This window comes from Streptomyces mesophilus (genome assembly GCF_011044995.1).
Taxonomy (GTDB): Bacteria; Actinomycetota; Actinomycetes; order Streptomycetales; family Streptomycetaceae; genus Streptomyces; species Streptomyces mesophilus.
Map to the genome: position 1 here is coordinate 1 of NZ_JAAKZW010000207.1, position 14,959 is coordinate 14,959.

The following is a 14,959-nucleotide window of genomic DNA, read 5'->3' on the forward strand; positions in this document are numbered from 1 at the left end:
ACGCGCGACGTTCGGTCATGACCCGGACATACCGCCGAACGAGGCGTGCGCCCAGGCGTGCGTTCTGGCCCGTGGGAGCACGGATCAGAACGGGGCGTCCTGGAATGAGACAGGCGTAAGCAGCCACCCGCCCCAGACACCACACCATCCGTCTCTCCGGCCGCAGCCCACCCTGCAGACGCGCCAGCACCAGACCATCGGTAGACGCAAAGTTGGAGATAACGCCCCATCAGAGATGAAAACGACCTCTAAGGCCTGAGGGTGTCTGCTGCCCAGACCGGGTACTGGGGCGTCGCCGATGGTGCGGATGGCTCTGTGGTGTTGCCGTAGACGAGCAGGTTGTTCACCTGGCGTGTGCCCTCATCGCCCCACTGGACGTGGGAGATGTAGGTGTCGCCGAGCAGCACCCTGAAGTGGTCGTTCGCAGACGGGGGCAGGAGCTCGAGGGACTTGAGGACACCGAGCACCCCTGATCCTCCGTCGGCGGGGATCGCGTCAGCGCCCTCGCCGAGGGTGCACAGCTGGCCGATGGAGGCGTCCAGCGGCACCCCCAGCGCGGTCAGTGTGGTGACCGCCGCGCGCAGAGTCTCAACGGCCTTGTCTGGATCGAGCAGTGGGCCGGGCATGGTGCCGGGTTCAGCCGGCCTCTTGAGCAGCGTGTGGCGGGGCAGGCCGGCGACGTTCAGCAGACCCCACATGAGGAAGAGCACGTATCCGGCGCTGTTGTGGTGGCAGTGGCGGTCCCAGGCGGTAAGGACGTCGACGGCGGGACGCAGATCCTCCGACGCGGCTGCCGCAACGCAGAGGTCGTCCAGGGCGAGGTCGGCGAGCAGTGCGCGCTTGGTGTACTTCAGGTCGAGCAGCGCCTGAGGGCTGATGCTGTGCTGCTGCGCGAGCCAGGTGCGCGAGGCGTAAGGGCGCAGGTCGTCAACCTGCCAGACATCGGGAGCGATCGCGTTCGGATACTGCGCCGGGTCCAGGGGAGGATCCGTGAACAGCCAGGGGACGTCGTTGCAGTTCTGCACCCAGCCACTGGCAGGGTTGATCACGCGGGGCATGTCGGATGCAGGGTGCACCGCCTGCCACAGCCACCGTGGATCGTCGCCGGGCAAGCGCCGCCGGGTGTCTTCGAAAACGGCATCGTCCAATACCGGCGGAGTGCCGCAGTACAGGGCTCCGATAGAGCCGTGCGCATCGGCGGCGATCATGTTGAACATCGGCAGCGGCATGGCGTCGTGGGTGGCCAACAGCTCTTCGACGCTGGTAGCCATCGACGTCCGCCACCACCCTTCCAATGCTGATGTCGCCGGGTGATGCAGCGAGCCGGCGACCCGCACGGCTACGTCGATGCCGTCGGGCGCGGTCACGATCGGGCCGTGGACGCTGCGCCGCTCAAGGACCGTGACGGTGTCTTGGCCTCTGACGTCGATGCGATGCACGATGGTCTGAAGAGGGCGGATCTCGCCGTCGAAGTGGTAGTGGTCGCTGTCGCTGGTCTGCAGGTTGTAGACGGTCAGATTAGGGATCGGGTTGACCGTGTGTCCCCACCCGATGGCCGGGCTCGAGCCGAGGTTGTGCCAGGGCAGTCCGATCAGCATGGCCCCGTGGAAGTCGCGACCTGGATGCGAGGTGCTCACCTCGAACCAGCGGTGGTATCCCTGCCACGCCAGATGCGGGTTGATGATCAGCTGGGCGTGACCGGTCGTTGACCTCTGGCCGGAGACGGCCCACCCGTTGGACCCTGCGGAGGTGACGAAGGCGTCTGGGGCGAATGCCAGGCCGGCCGGGTCCATGGTGGCGAAGCGCACAAAGACCCGCAGCACATGGGCGATCACGTCCCTCGGCTCAACCGGCAGCACCTCGCGGCGGCCGGCCCCGAGGCTGGGGTAGTCGGCGCATGCCTGGTTGAAGCCGTCGCAGAATGCGGCGATCCTTGCGAGGGTGTCGGCTCGCTGAGCGGTAACCCACAAGTCGGTCTGGGCCTTGAGGCCAAGGCGGGCGGTGAATGTGTCCTCGTCAAGGAAATCCGGTCCCCACAGGGACGCGGCCTCACCGCGCGCAGTGCCATAGAGCTCCAGCACCAGGGTCGCGTTCGTCTGCGCCTGGGCGTAGCCCACACCGTAAGTGACGTCGAACTCGTCCGTGCCGACAACCGTGGGCACGGCCCAGCGGTCCCAAGTGATCTGCATGGTTCCTTGTTCCCCTTGCTGACGTGCTGAAGGTACGTACTGCTGCCCGAGGGCGATGCTGCGTAGGCCGGCGTGTCGAACGGCCCAGATGACAGCTACCGGCGCTGGGCGACTCAGAAGGCGTTGTAGTGGCTGGTGGCAGCACCGTCTGGCCGGTTCATGCCGCGAGCCTCGTCTCTGCCTTTCGTGGAGAGCTGACCTCCACCCTTGTGGTCGGCGGTCTCGTCAGCAGGGGTGAGGAGCCATCCGGTGACGAGGGTGGTGAAGGCGGAGGCGGCGAAGCCGGAACCGGCCAGAAAGTTGCGCCGGTTCAGGCGGTTCCGGCGGGCTGCTGTGCGGCGAGGGCGCTGAGCCGCTGGTGCGAGCGCCGGCCCGCCCACAGGACCACCAGCAGGGCCAGGGCAAGCAGCGGGTAGCCCATGGCGATCTTCGCGAAGGCCAGCCAGCCCGTGCTGTCCTGGTCGTAGAGCCATTGCTGTACGACGAACCGGGCGGCGAAGACGGCTGTCAGCACGAGCGTGGCGATGTCGTAGTAGTGCCGTGAGGGCTTGTCCTTGAGCCAGGCCGTCCCGGTGCCCTTGAGCGCGCCCCAGACGATCCCGGCCAGCGGGCGGCGCAGGAAGATCGAGAGAAGGAACAGCCCGCCGAGGACGAGGTTCGACCAGATCCCCAGCAGGAAGTATCCGTTGGCCGACCCGGTTTTCCAGGCGACGAACGAGGCGACCGCGACGCCGAACAGCCCGGACAGCGCGGGCTGGAGCGGCTCCTTGCGCACCAGGCGCAGCCCGGTGATGGCCAGTGCGACACCGACGGCGGTGCAGATGGCGGCCGTCAGCCCCATGGAGGCGTTGGCGAGCACGAAGGCCACGACCGGCAGCATCGTGTAGACCAGGCCCGTCGATCCGCCCATCTGTTCCAGCGGTGTCGGTTTCGCGTGCCGCGCAGTGGTGTCGTGCGGCTGCTGGGAGCCGGTCTGCGGGTTGTCGGGGCGTACGTGTTCCCTCATGACGTGTGATCAACTCACCCTGGTAGTGCGGTCGGTTCGGCATGCACTGCTCTGTTGTGTGGGCCGGGGCTGCTACTGCGTGTGTGGCCGTCCGCCCAGGTGCCGCGCGAGGAAGCGGTCGGCTGCGCGGAACAGGTCGATGGTGTTGTCCGGGTTGAGGAAGCCGTGGCCCTCGTTGTCCTTGACCATGTACTCGACCTCGACGCCGCGGGCGCGCAGCGCGTCGACGATCTGGTCGGACTCGGCCTTGACGACGCGGATGTCGTTGGCGCCTTGGGCCACCATCAGCGGGGTGCGGATCCGGTCCACGCGGCTGATCGGTGAGCGGGCGAGGAGGTCTGCCTGCTGGTCCGGGTCGCTGGGATCACCGGCGTAGAGGTACCAGTTGTTCAGCAGGCCGGGCCGCGCAAACTCGGGCAGGGTTGCCAGGTAGGTCACGAGGTTGGAGGGGCCGCAGACGTCGATCGCGGCGGCGAAGACGTCGGGGGTGAAGGTGACGCCGACCAGTGCGGCGTACCCCCCGTACGAGGCACCGAAGATGGCCGCCCGCTCCCGGTCCGCGTAGCCCTCGGCGACGGCCCAGTCGACGGCGTCGACGAGGTCGTCGTGCATGGCGCCGGACAGCTCGCCGATGCCGGCCTTGAGGAACGCCTTGCCGTAGCCGGTCGAGCCGCGGAAGTTGACCTGCAGCACCGCGTAGCCGCGGTTGGCGAGCAGTTGGACGGCCGGGTTGAAGCCCCAGCTGTCGCGGAGCCACGGGCCACCGTGCACGAGCAGGACCAAGGGCAGCCCAGTAGATTCGACTCCGACCGGCAGCGTCAGGTACGCGGGCAGGCGCAGCCCGTCGCGTGCGGGGATCGTGACGGTTGTCATCGGGGCCAGGGCGCCGGGGTCGAGGTGCGGGTAGGCCCGGTGGAGCAGTCGGCTCTCGCCGGTGGCGTGGTCGTAGAAGTAGGTGACGCCCGGGTCGCGGTCGTGGACGAAGGCCGCCACCCAGCGCTGCCCGCTCGCGTCGCAGGAGACGGCGCCGAGATCGCCGTCCGACAGCTGCTCCAAGTGCCGCAGCACCTCGGCGAAGTGCGGGTCGAGAGCGTGGATCACCTGTCGCTCGCCGAGGTAGCGCGCGCCGAGCAGGGCGCCGGTGTGCTCGTTGCGGATGAGCGGCGACGGCAGGGTGGGGAACACGGCGCAGCGCGTGTCGAGGTCGAAGGCGGGGTGGCTGTCGACCTCGGTCTCCGCACCGGATTCCAGATCGAGCCGGACGAGGCGGGTCCGGTCGCTGTCCCGGTTGGAGCCCAGCCATACACCGGTGCCGTCGGCGGTGAGCTCGAACGGGTGGATGGACAGCGGATAGTCGGTGCCGTCGAACGTGGCGACCGGGGCCGTCTTCTGTGTCTGGGCGTCCCACCGCGCGACCTCGATGTCGCCGTCGGCCGTCAGCGACTGGGCGTACAGGCTTCCGTCGGGCGCGCACATCCAGCCCGCGGGCTGCCCGGGGTTTTGGGCGAGGACCGTCAACTCCCCTGTGGCGATGTCGAGTTCATAGAGGTCGAATTCGGCGGGGCTCCTGTGGTTCAGATGCAGGAAGGCTTTGCCGGGACGGGCGGGGATCGGCTGGAAACCCAGGGCCATCACACCGGGGAAGGGGGTGAGATCGACGGCTTCGGCATCCGGGTCCGCCAAGTCGACCCGGTAGATGTGGAAGTGCTCGTCGCCGTCGCGGTCCTGCTCGTACAGCAGCCAGCGCGGATCACCGCTCCAGTGGTACGTGAGCACGCTCCGGTTGCCGTCCGCCGTCACACAGCGCGGCTCGTCGCCGCAATCCAGGCTCTGCACCCATACGTTGAGCCGGTCCCGCCAGGGGGCCAGGTAGGCGATCCGGGTGCCGTCCGGCGAGATCGAGGCGCGAACGCGGGCGGGCGAGTCGAAGAGCGCCTCGACGGAGAGGCGCGGCGCTTTCTTGGCGGGGGCGCGCATGGGGGTACTCCTCGTGGGGCGGCGGGACTCGCGACGGGTGCCGTCCTCAGCCGATGAGGTCGTCAAGGGGATCGCCGATGGCTCCGCCGGTGGCTGTGCGGATCGCTTCGGCGTAGCGCCGGGCCAGGGCCGGCACGTCCGAGAACTCTGTGAAGTCCTCGCCGGCGGCGAGGACGACGGCACCGATGTGCTCGTCGAGAACCCGTACCGCCGACGCCGCCGACGCTCCGTACAGCCGTATCTCCAAATCGTCGACCGGGCGCCCCAGTCGCTCGCCGACGATCACACACATCTCACGTTCCACCTGGTCGCAGGCCATCAGCCAGGCCGCACGGAGGGCCGGCTCGGTATCGGCGAGGCGGATCATCCTCATCGCAAGCAGTTCGTCCGCGAGGTCGACGGGTGGTGTCGTGTCACCGTTCCTGATGCCGGTCAGTTCGGCGGTCAGATGGTCCTCGAGGGAACGCCGGCGAGGCCAGCGGCGCAGCACGCCCAGCAGGGTGACGACGCCCTGCATGACGATCGGCTCCGCGCAGCTCTCCTTGCTGCGGAAGTGCCGCCAGATGGTGCGCGTCGACAGGCCCACTGCCGCGGCGATCTGATCACCACTGGTCGCCGCGACGCCTTTATCCCAGAACAGGCGCGCCGCCTCCCGGGAGATCTCGAGCCGCAGTCGGGCACGCCGCTGCTCGCTCATCGCGCCGGTGCTGCGCTTGTGGGCCTCCATGGCGCTTTTCGCCCTCCCTCTGCGGTGTCCTCAAGCGACAGTATGTCACTAAGTGACACCCACCACCTGTAGCTGCCCCATGCGCAATACACAGCAGAAGGTAAAAAACTGGGGCAAGCGGTTCCTTGCGCAGCCCTATTGGGGGCGGCCCGCCGAGACCTGTCTCGTGCGCCGTTGGCCCGATCTGTTCGCCACCTGTGTGGCGACGGTCTTCTTCTGGCTGTCGCTCACCCCCTCCCTGGTGCCTCCCCCTGGTTGCTGCAAGGCGTCACCGGCGGGATCACCGCTGCCATCGGGTATGCGGTCGGGGAGCCTGTCGACCTTCGCCACCGTCCACCTACGGACGAAGGTCACCAAGGGGGCCGGCAGCACAGCCGCCGCGCTCGCCATGGTCTTCAACCTCGTCGAGTCCGCCCAGCAGCGACGGCAGGCCGTGAACGCACCCCACCTCGACGCCCTCGTCCACGCCGGAGCCCGCTTCGAGCGCGGCCAGCTCGTCGAGCGAGCCCGGCCTCACGTCGCCTGAGGACCACCAGCATCCGGGCGGTGGTGCTGAAGATCACGCCCGCGGGCGTGCCGGTGGTCGGTTAAGTTCGTGCGACGCACCATCGCCCGAGGAAGCAGCCCGACATGCGCACGACCACGACGCCCACCAGTCCACTCACCCCCGCAACCCTGGCGGAAGGCTGGCGCAAGGCCGGACTCGAAGAGGGGATGGACGTGATCGTGCACTCCTCACTGTCCAGCCTCGGCCCGGTCGACGGAGGCGCGCCCACCGTGGTCGACAGCCTGCGCAGCGTTCTCGGCCCCACCGGGACGCTGGTCGTCCCGACCTTCACGTGGCAAGTCACCGACCCCGATCCCGACCATGTCGGGGTCCCCACCAGCGACGTGTCCAAGCGCCGGGCCTCTGTGCCCGACTTCCACACGAACCTGGACACCACCAGCATGGGCGCCATACCCGATACCGTGCGCGCACTGCCCGGAAGCGTCCGCAGCACGCACCCCCAAGCCTCCGTCACAGCCATCGGCCACCGAGCCACCGAGATCACCAGCCACCAGACGCTGGGCTTCGCCCTCGGCCCCACCTCACCCTTCGGACGGCTACACGACCTGGGCGGGTACATCTTGCTCGCCGGAGTCGGCCACGACCGCAACACCTTCCTTCACTACGCCGAGACCCTCACCCCCAGCCCACGCCTCAAGCTCCGCCGCTTCCCCTACACCATCAACGGCGAGCGCGTGTGGGTGGAAACACTCGATGTCGGCAACGACAACGGCCGGCACTTCCCCACCCTCGGCCGCGAGTTCGAAGAGCAAGCCGGCATCCAGGAGGTCATCGTGGGCAACGCCCGCTGCCGACTCATCCCTGTGCAGGCTCTGGTTGCCTTCTCCGTTCCGCGGCTCACCGAACTACTCGCCACAGACACCACGTCACTTCCTGGCTCCCAAATCCACAGTTCTTGACAATTCCTCCCCACGATCCACGGCCGAGTGCTCACTCCCCCACCAACGGCAGGATCGTCACACCAGTCACGTTCTACCAGGGTGCTACAACAAGATCGCGTTGCGAGCTCTTGGAGAACAACATGGCTACCGGCACTGTGAAGTGGTTCAACGCGGAAAAGGGCTTCGGCTTCATCGAGCAGGACGGCGGCGGCCCCGATGTCGTCGCCCACTACTCGAACATCAACTCCTCAGGATTCCGTAAACTCCAGGAGGGCCAGAAGGTCAACTTCGACATCACCCAGGGCCGGAAGGGCCCGCAGGCGGAGAACATCACTCCAGCCTGAGCCCCGACTCCACGACGCCCGCCCAAGGTCCGCTTGAGGCGGGCGTTCGTGGTGTGCGGAAGCGAAAGTGAGGCTTTTGAGCTTTCGGGCGGCGCCGGCCGCGTGAAATCTGGATGCTCGGGGCAGCGGGGACGAATTGTGAACCGCCCGCGAACGGGTTCGCCAGTTTCATCGACGCGGCCCACAACACGCCTATAAGCGCGGCAGAGTTGGCTTTGCAGAAACTGTTCATCCCGTCCGTTGGATGGCCGCCCCCGCTCCTTCGTCGACCGCCATCACGAAGACGGTCACAAGACGTGAACACAAGGACCTGACGGGGAACTCACCCACTGCAGGAGACCCGCGAACGGCCCACACCCCGCACATCAGCCGGACAACGTCACCCCCTCCGACGCCCTACCCCCTGACGTGACGGCACCATGTTCCTCCCGCCGCAGGTACGGACCGGGGCATGCTGCATGATGCGAGCGATGAACGGATAAGGTTACGGATCTGCATGGTTTCTCTTCAGAGTGAGTTGAGGGCTATTCCGGCTGGGTGACGACGCCCTTGCAGGCGTCGACGTCGTCGTCGGTGCCGGGGAAGGCCGCGGCCTTGACGGTGTTGAAGTTGGAGACGTAGGCGTCATGGACGGCGGAGTCGTCAACCTTCAAGAGCGCCTCGTCGTTTTCGCGCAGGGCGGGGCCGGTGTAGTTGTGACTCCCGGTCCAGACCACCTTGTTGACCGCGCCGTCGTACTTGCCGTCGATCAGCAAGTACTTGGAGTGCATGATGCGTTGACTGGTGGCGGGATTGCCGTCGTGGTCGTCGTAGTAACAGACGGGAGAGAATCCGGTGGCGGAATGCAGTGTCTCCCACGTGCCGGGGATGCCGGTGGCGGAGCTGTCTGCGCTGTCGGTCTCGGAATAGACGAGCTCGACGCTGCATCCGGACTTCTTCAGGGCGATGAGCTTGTCCGCCACGCCCTGCCTGGTCAGCTTGAACATTCCGACCCGTATCTTGGTGTGCCGGGCGGTTCCGTTCGTGTCGGTGTAATTGCACGTGACGTTGTCGAGGGTGTTCCAGATGGTGTCGGTGCTGTTGCCTGTTCCCGGGTAATAGGGAAAAAGGTAGACCTTGTACGGGCTCCAGGGTGCACTGGTGTACTTCCAATTGGCCCAGTCCTTGCCGACGAGCTTTTTGAAGTACGTGGTGTAGGCGCCGAAGAGGCCGGTGTTAGAGGTGACGACGAATGCGTCGTTCCAGAACGCACGATAGGACGACTGCGACATGTTGGAAGACGTCTGCACAACCACGTCACTCGCGCCGTCTACCTGGGAGAAGAGCCAGAACTTGTTGTGGTTGATGGACTTGCCGAACTCCGGCCGCCCCAGACAGGACTTCCCTGCAGGGCACAGGGAGACAAATGAACTCTGAGCGCGGTCTGTGCCGAGAGCAGTCTTGAGGATGCCGTAGGTGGGATCGGCCGGACGGGCACTGACCGTGGTTTCGTCCAGCACGAGCTGGACGGAGACGCCTCGCTGACTGTGCGCGTCGGCGAGTGCCCGGGCGACCTCCTCGTCCCAGAAGTGGTACAACGCCACCTTGATCGACGCGCCGCTCGGGCTGGTGGTGATGTACTGCAGGAGCTTGCTGCGTATTGCCTTCTGCTGGGCCTCGGTGCCGAGCGGATTGTTGAAGATGGGGCCGGATGCCTCGACTGCTGCAGCGCCCCCCGCTGCTGGTGCATCCGCTGACCGGTCTGCCTCTGCGCCGGCTTGGATGCCGGTGGTGAACAGGAGCGTCACCGACAGCGCTAAAGCGCTGCCCCCCTTGCTCCATGCTGCCCGCGACATGTGGTCCCCTCCCAGATGAACAATGGGCCAGGCGCGTTCACTTGACGGGCACAGAGGTGTCTACGTGTGCACGTCAAGTGAACGCGCGAAGGGGATCCTGTCAGACGAGTGCGCCGCGCAACAGACTTCTTGAGAAGCCTCAAATCCTCCTCAGATCCCCCTCGTTGCCCTGCGCCATCTCTCAAATCCGGCTATGCGAACACCGTTCTTCTGCGTTTCCTGCAGCGCGCCGGAGCGTCAGAGAAGAGGGCCGCGGAATGAGGAACGCGGACGAAATGGCAGCCGTTGGCGCAGAAGTGGCGGCAGCGCATCCTCTACGCCCCTGATGCGCCACCACCCGCCGGCCCGGCAGCGCCTGACAGAGCCCGACTAGTCATCGACCACGCACCAGTTCCTGCGAAGTCGTCGGCCCCTCCTGTCCGTTGAGCATTGCCCCTCAAGCGTGTTCCACAAGGCTCTGATCTGGGCACCTCCGGTGCATGGCTGGGGTTTGAGCGCTGAAACGTATGTGGGTGGAGACGTTCACGGGACCGCGGGTTGAGCAGTTCGGTCGGCTGCTGCGAGTGGTCCGAGAGCGGGGCGGGGACAGCCCCTTGCAGGGCCGCACGCGTCCTGATCGTCGCGGTCTACTTCCGCGCCAACCTGACGATGCGGCAGCTCGGACCACTGTTCGGCGTCTCGTCATCGACAGTGGGCCGAGCAATCCAGCGGCTGGGACCGCTCCTTGCACTCGAGCCGACCGCCCGGCCGGCCGATGCCACCGACCGATGGTGGATCGTGGATGGCACCCTCCTTCCGGTCCGTGACCGACAGACTCGAAACCTGGGCGGTCGTCGGCTCGTTGGCCGGCATCAGGATCGCCGTCGTGGTGGGCGCCACGGCTGGCAAGTGATCATGATCTGTGGCCTGCGCCTTCCAGGTTTCTGCAAGGTCTCCACATGCTTCGTGCGCCAGGCTCACCTGTGATGAGGCTCCACAAGGGCTGCCTGCGCCACATTCTTCAGGGGGAAGCATGATGAAGCTCCGCGCGCTGCGCACCAGGGTGGGAATCTCCGTCGCAGCCGTCGCGCTGTCCGGCGCCGGGCTTGGCCTGGCCACCGCGACGCCCGCCTCCGCCACCTATGCGGGCTACTGCAACGGGTGGGTGGACGATGAGATCTCCAACTCCGGGTTCCACGCGAAGCTTCCTGCTTACAACGGGAACGTCAACTGCCAGATGTACAAGGGCGCGAGCCACAACGGCGTCAAGGCTCTGCAGATCACGCTCAACAGGTGCTACGGCCGGAGCCTTACCGAAGACGGAGTCTTCGGCGACAGGACCAGGACCGCACTCATCTACGCGCAGGGCCAAGAGAAGATCGGCACGGACGGCGGCTACGGCACGGACACCCGCACCAACCTCGAGTGGGCCTACCAGTACAGCGGCAACGGTCGTTGGAGCTGCTTCTGACCACGTGGCAACACCTGACCGTACAGACCAGCACAGCCGACTTACGCGAAGGTAGAAGGGGAAAATGTCCAAGCTCCGCGCGCTGCATACCAGGGTGGGAATCTCTGCCACGGTCGTCGCGCTGTCCGGCGCCGGGCTCGGCCTGGCCACCGCGACGCCCGCCTCCGCCGCCTATGCGGGCTACTGCAACAACCAGGCCAGCAAGGCTATGTCCGGGGCCGGCCATCTCGTGGCCAAGCTTCCGGCGTACAACGGGAACGTCAACTGCCAGATGTACAAGGGCGCGAACAGCTCTGCCGTCAAGGCGCTGCAAATCACGCTCAACAAGTGCTATGGCCGGAGCCTTACCGAAGACGGAGTCTTCGGCGACAGGACCAGGACCGCACTCATCTACGCGCAGGGCCAAGAGAAGATCGGCACGGACGGCGGCTACGGCACGGACACCCGCACCAACCTGGGGTGGTACTTCAAGAACACCACGGGAAGCGGTGGTACCTGCGCCTACCTCTGACACGAGCTACGCGATAACGCAGAGCCCCGGAACTGTGAACCCTCTCCGGGGCTCTGCCCGTGTCCCACCAACCGTTGATGAGTCGCTCCGCGAGGTCCGGACCGACTCAGGTGCGAGGCTGGCGGTGACGACGAACAACTCCGCCCAAGCAGTGGAGCGCTACCTCCGGCAGCAGCAACTACAGCACCGTTTCGCCGGCGGCATTCACGGCCACACCCAAAACGTCCACCAGATGCAGCCCGATCCTGACTGTCTCCAGCGGGCGCTCAGCGCCCTTGGCGTACGCCCCGCCGAGGCCCTGATGATCGGAGACACTCCCGCCGATGTTCTCGCTGCCCGGGCTGCCGGCGTCAGCTTCCTCGGCTACGGCGGAGATCCGCACCAGCGGGAACGTCTGCGTGCCGCTGGTGCGGACCTGGTTGTCGAGTCACTGGCCCAGTGCTGGACATCCTTCACGCCGACGAAGACCATCTGGCGACGCAGAGCTGACCGGGCTCCGCATCTCAGGCCCTGCTGGCCCAAGCCCGGTCCAGCAGGATTGCGCAGTCCTCCGCGCCGCTGCGGTCAGCTGACCGCAGCGTGGCCCCGAGCCCGTTCAGTGCTCGACATAGCTGAAGTCGCCCATCGTCCAGGCACTGACGTCCTCGATCGCCACCCGATACATCCCGCCGGTCTCCGGAATCCCCACTGCACCCTGCAAAATCCGCGCCACATGGAAATGCAAATACGTGGGCGACTCCGCCTTGCCCGTAGCCGAGGCGAAGACGGCGGAGAAAGCGCTCAGGCGGTCCGAGTCCGCCAAGACCTCTGACACCCGTTTCCTCCAGACCGCTTCGGGAGCCAGCCGGCCGGTGATGACAGCGCCACCGGCGACCACGGTCACGGACATCTGATTGCTGTGCCCGGACTCCACCAAGGAGGCAACGTCAACGAGCAGTTGATCAGGCTTCGACATGAGCAGAGATTCTAGCCTCCGTCCGGCCGGTGAACTGCAGCAGGTGGCCACACAAGTGAGCGTGGGAGTGCAGGCGGCCGTTCTATGACCATGTGTGCAGGCGTGACGGGCTTGGTTGTCATTGGTGCGTCCTACTCTCCGTCGCCCTTGGCAACCCTGGAGGCAAGCGCCTGCAGAGCCATCAGTTGCGACAACATCGGCGCCGACAACCCGAGCACGCCTGCCAGGCCCTGGTTCAGGCGGAGGTCTTGACGCTCTCCTCCCTAAAGGGAGGAGATTCTTACGGCTCGCGCCGTGAGACTTCCTGTTTCATCGCCGATTGCCCGCCCGGAGAACTCCGTTGAGGTCTTACACCTGCTCCGCAGGCCGACACCGCCCGTCCGGCGGCCAGAAGGTTCTTCGCTGCGTTCACGTCCCGGTCGTGGGTCGTTCCGCAGGCGCATGTCCAAGTGCGGACGTTGAGCGGCAGCTCGTGGTGGCTCGCGCGCCAGCGCGTCTGCGGATGCGGTGGCGCGAGGTGGGTGTCAGCCTTGATAGGCAGGGCGCGGTTCCCACATGAGCGAATCTGCGAGCACAGGCTGCTCAGTCTGGTCTCCCGTCGGATCCGCCCAGGCTGACCTGCGCCCATGCCCTTCCCCACGCACCTCACCTCTGGAGTGTGTCCAGCCATGGGACAAGAACGCTATGGAAACGGCCCCGGTGACAGCGAGCGCACGGCGCCGGACGAGCAGGACTTCCGGGAGCAGGAGCGGTCGGCGCAGGACGGCCAGACCGGCTCTGCAAGTCCGTCTCCGTCCGGACAGGACGACGAGCGCGAGCGGGCCGCGCGCCCGGATCAGGAGCAGCTGCATGAGGAGCAGCGGTCCGAAGCGGACGACAGCCACGACAACTGGGGCTGACCTCGGCAGTCCTGTCACCTCCCCGCCAGTCCGCTGATCAAGTAGCCACCCGCGCGGGGCGACAGGAAGGCTGGGGGCCCCCGGGGCCTCAGCCTTCCTGCTCTATGTGATCGGCTCGCTGCCCGCACTTGTCCAAGAGCTCCAAGGCTCGAGTCGACATTGCGGGTCAGAACATCTCCGACAGCGACCTGGCGACCCCGAACCCCTCGTGTGCCGGCATGTAGACCAGCTCCTGATCGTCCCCGATGAATGCCTCTGCCGCCGCGGCATCGGCAGTGAAAACCACGCGGTCGCAGAACTCCTCGCGGATGTCCCTGCCGTGGATCGGGGCCAGCGTCATCTGCGCGGTAGGCGGGTCAAGGTCCTCCACCCCAGTGGGTGTCACAGTCAGCGTGATGATCCTGCGCGTCACCGGGCAGACCGCGATGACTTCGGCCCGCTGCTGCCCCATCACAATGGGGAACAGCATGGTGTCCTCCGCGCACCAGGCGTACACGCGCCTGCCGGACATATGGACCGCGTGGGGGCGGAGCCTTCCGGTTGGGGTTCGGTCCCAGCGCCATCGAGACGACGTCGCCCTGGTCGTTGTGCTCCAGCAGGAAACCCGTTCTGGCAAGCCGCTCGACAACATCCTCGCCGGGCTCCATCAGGTCCGCGCACAATTCGTTGACCTGCGCACGAGTCAGCGGTGCATCAGACTCCAGGAGCCGGGAGACCACCTGGGCGCCCACCTGGATGCCCCAGTAGGCAATGACCTTCTCGTGCACGCCCTGCGCCTTCGCGTCCATCCTGATCTTCGGAGGGAATCCCCTCCTTTGGGTGGGGAGGGAATCCGATCTCAGGACTGTTCTAAGCCGCAGCCTACGATGGGCGTTTTTGCTGCTCGATGTACTGCTTGACGATCTCCAGCGGTGCTCCGCCGCAGGATCCGGCGAAGTAGGAGCCGGACCAGAACCGGTCGTGCATCGTGGTGCGGTTGATGCGGCCGGTGAACTCCGCCCGCAGGTATCGGGATGAGACGCCCTTGAGGGAGTTGACCAGGTTCGAGAGGGCGACCTTAGGCGGGTAGTGCACCAGCAGGTGTACATGGTCCTCCTCGCCGTTGAACTCGATGAGGTCAGCCTCGAAGTCCTTGCAGACGCTGCGCATGATCTCTTCGCAGCGCGTCAGCATCTCGTCGTTGAAGACTTCGCGCCGGTACTTGGTCACGAACACCAAGTGGACGTGGAGGTTGTAGATGACGTGACGGCCCGGGCGGATGTCGGTGTTGGTTGCCAGCGTGGTGACATAAACCAAGCGTCGTATGCTCAACGAGCCAGACCGAAAGGGGGGTGGGCCGGATGATGCGTGCGTACAAATTCCTCATGCGGCCCACCGTGGGCCGGACTGTCGCGCTCGGCGCGATGCTGCGGGATCACTGCGGCCTCTACAACGGCGCGTTGCAGGAACGTCGTGACGCCTACCGGCACGTCTCGAAGACGAGCATCAAGTACGGGCAGCAGTCCGCGCAGCTCAAGGAGATCCGCGCCTTCGACCCCGAGCGGCACGGCCGGTGGTCGTTCAGCTCCCAGCAGGCCACCTTGCGGCGTCTCGACAAGGCGTTCCAGGCGTTCTTCC

General features: G+C 66.3%; 14 protein-coding genes and 6 pseudogenes. 10 read left to right on the forward strand and 10 right to left on the reverse strand.

Annotated elements, in window-relative coordinates:
• Positions 1-248: 248 nt before the first annotated feature.
• From G6045_RS32285 to G6045_RS32300, 4 genes are all read right to left on the reverse strand, one after another.
• Complete coding sequence (locus tag G6045_RS32285; RefSeq protein WP_165335728.1) at positions 249-2,189, reverse strand: penicillin acylase family protein; 1,941 nt, start codon at positions 2,187-2,189, stop codon at positions 249-251.
• Between the two features lie 310 nt (positions 2,190-2,499).
• Positions 2,500-3,195: a DUF3159 domain-containing protein gene (locus tag G6045_RS32290; RefSeq protein WP_165335729.1), complete on the reverse strand. Its 696-nt coding sequence runs from the start codon at positions 3,193-3,195 to the stop codon at positions 2,500-2,502.
• Positions 3,196-3,267: 72 nt separating this feature from the next.
• Positions 3,268-5,172 carry an alpha/beta hydrolase family protein gene (locus G6045_RS32295; protein ID WP_165335730.1) on the reverse strand — a complete coding sequence of 635 codons (1,905 nt, stop codon included), beginning with the start codon at positions 5,170-5,172 and terminating at the stop codon, positions 3,268-3,270.
• 46 nt (positions 5,173-5,218) lie between these two features.
• Entirely contained in the window at positions 5,219-5,899 is a 681-nt protein-coding gene (locus G6045_RS32300) for a TetR/AcrR family transcriptional regulator (protein ID WP_235968452.1), read from the reverse strand.
• Between the two features lie 79 nt (positions 5,900-5,978).
• On the opposite strand from G6045_RS32300, the pseudogene G6045_RS32305 reads away from it, so the two are divergent.
• From G6045_RS32305 to G6045_RS32320, 4 genes and pseudogenes are all read left to right on the forward strand, one after another.
• A pseudogene (locus G6045_RS32305) lies at positions 5,979-6,208 on the forward strand (alpha/beta-hydrolase N-terminal domain-containing protein); the annotation flags it as partial.
• A gap of 7 nt (positions 6,209-6,215) precedes the next feature.
• Positions 6,216-6,425: pseudogene (locus tag G6045_RS41720) on the forward strand (IS256 family transposase); the annotation flags it as partial.
• A gap of 104 nt (positions 6,426-6,529) precedes the next feature.
• Positions 6,530-7,366 carry an aminoglycoside N(3)-acetyltransferase gene (locus G6045_RS32315; RefSeq protein ID WP_165335731.1) on the forward strand — a complete coding sequence of 279 codons (837 nt, stop codon included), beginning with the start codon at positions 6,530-6,532 and terminating at the stop codon, positions 7,364-7,366.
• Between the two features lie 122 nt (positions 7,367-7,488).
• Positions 7,489-7,692 carry a cold-shock protein gene (locus G6045_RS32320; RefSeq protein WP_165335732.1) on the forward strand — a complete coding sequence of 68 codons (204 nt, stop codon included), beginning with the start codon at positions 7,489-7,491 and terminating at the stop codon, positions 7,690-7,692.
• Positions 7,693-8,216: 524 nt separating this feature from the next.
• On the opposite strand, the gene G6045_RS32325 is transcribed toward G6045_RS32320, so the two are convergent.
• Positions 8,217-9,527, reverse strand: coding sequence for a phospholipase D-like domain-containing protein (locus G6045_RS32325; RefSeq protein ID WP_165335733.1), 1,311 nt, complete (start codon positions 9,525-9,527; stop codon positions 8,217-8,219).
• A gap of 506 nt (positions 9,528-10,033) precedes the next feature.
• Here G6045_RS32325 and G6045_RS32330 point away from each other — a divergent pair.
• The 4 genes and pseudogenes from G6045_RS32330 to G6045_RS42440 form a co-directional block, all read left to right on the forward strand.
• Positions 10,034-10,337 (forward strand): annotated as a pseudogene (locus tag G6045_RS32330) (helix-turn-helix domain-containing protein); the annotation flags it as partial.
• A 202-nt stretch (positions 10,338-10,539) separates the two neighbouring features.
• Complete coding sequence (locus G6045_RS32335; RefSeq protein ID WP_165335734.1) at positions 10,540-10,977, forward strand: peptidoglycan-binding protein; 438 nt, start codon at positions 10,540-10,542, stop codon at positions 10,975-10,977.
• 64 nt (positions 10,978-11,041) lie between these two features.
• Positions 11,042-11,488, forward strand: coding sequence for a peptidoglycan-binding domain-containing protein (locus G6045_RS32340; RefSeq protein ID WP_165335735.1), 447 nt, complete (start codon positions 11,042-11,044; stop codon positions 11,486-11,488).
• A 34-nt stretch (positions 11,489-11,522) separates the two neighbouring features.
• A pseudogene (locus tag G6045_RS42440) lies at positions 11,523-11,867 on the forward strand (HAD family hydrolase); the annotation flags it as partial.
• A gap of 216 nt (positions 11,868-12,083) precedes the next feature.
• On the opposite strand, the gene G6045_RS32350 reads toward G6045_RS42440, so the two are convergent.
• The 3 genes and pseudogenes from G6045_RS32350 to G6045_RS42495 all read right to left on the reverse strand — a co-directional run bounded on the left by G6045_RS32350 (position 12,084) and on the right by G6045_RS42495 (position 13,113).
• Positions 12,084-12,443, reverse strand: a complete 360-nt coding sequence (locus G6045_RS32350) for a hypothetical protein (RefSeq protein ID WP_165335736.1) — start codon at positions 12,441-12,443, stop codon at positions 12,084-12,086.
• 170 nt (positions 12,444-12,613) lie between these two features.
• Positions 12,614-12,691: pseudogene (locus G6045_RS42445) on the reverse strand (DNA-binding protein); the annotation flags it as partial.
• Between the two features lie 32 nt (positions 12,692-12,723).
• A complete protein-coding gene (locus G6045_RS42495) occupies positions 12,724-13,113 on the reverse strand; it encodes a zinc ribbon domain-containing protein (protein ID WP_456243484.1) in 390 nt (129 codons plus the stop codon).
• On the opposite strand from G6045_RS42495, the gene G6045_RS32365 reads away from it, so the two are divergent.
• Positions 13,112-13,342 (forward strand): hypothetical protein, encoded by a 231-nt coding sequence (locus G6045_RS32365; RefSeq protein ID WP_165335737.1) that lies wholly within the window; start codon positions 13,112-13,114, stop codon positions 13,340-13,342. The two genes, G6045_RS42495 and G6045_RS32365, sit on opposite strands and share 2 nt — an antisense overlap.
• 166 nt (positions 13,343-13,508) lie before the next feature.
• Here G6045_RS32365 and merB read toward each other — a convergent pair whose 3' ends face one another.
• Positions 13,509-13,973, reverse strand: coding sequence for an organomercurial lyase (gene merB, locus G6045_RS32370; RefSeq protein WP_268978445.1), 465 nt, complete (start codon positions 13,971-13,973; stop codon positions 13,509-13,511).
• 230 nt (positions 13,974-14,203) lie between these two features.
• Positions 14,204-14,620 carry an IS200/IS605 family transposase gene (gene tnpA / locus G6045_RS32375; RefSeq protein ID WP_165335740.1) on the reverse strand — a complete coding sequence of 139 codons (417 nt, stop codon included), beginning with the start codon at positions 14,618-14,620 and terminating at the stop codon, positions 14,204-14,206.
• Positions 14,621-14,682: 62 nt separating this feature from the next.
• Between tnpA and G6045_RS32380 the strand changes: the two are divergent.
• A pseudogene (locus G6045_RS32380) lies at positions 14,683-14,959 on the forward strand (RNA-guided endonuclease TnpB family protein); the annotation flags it as partial.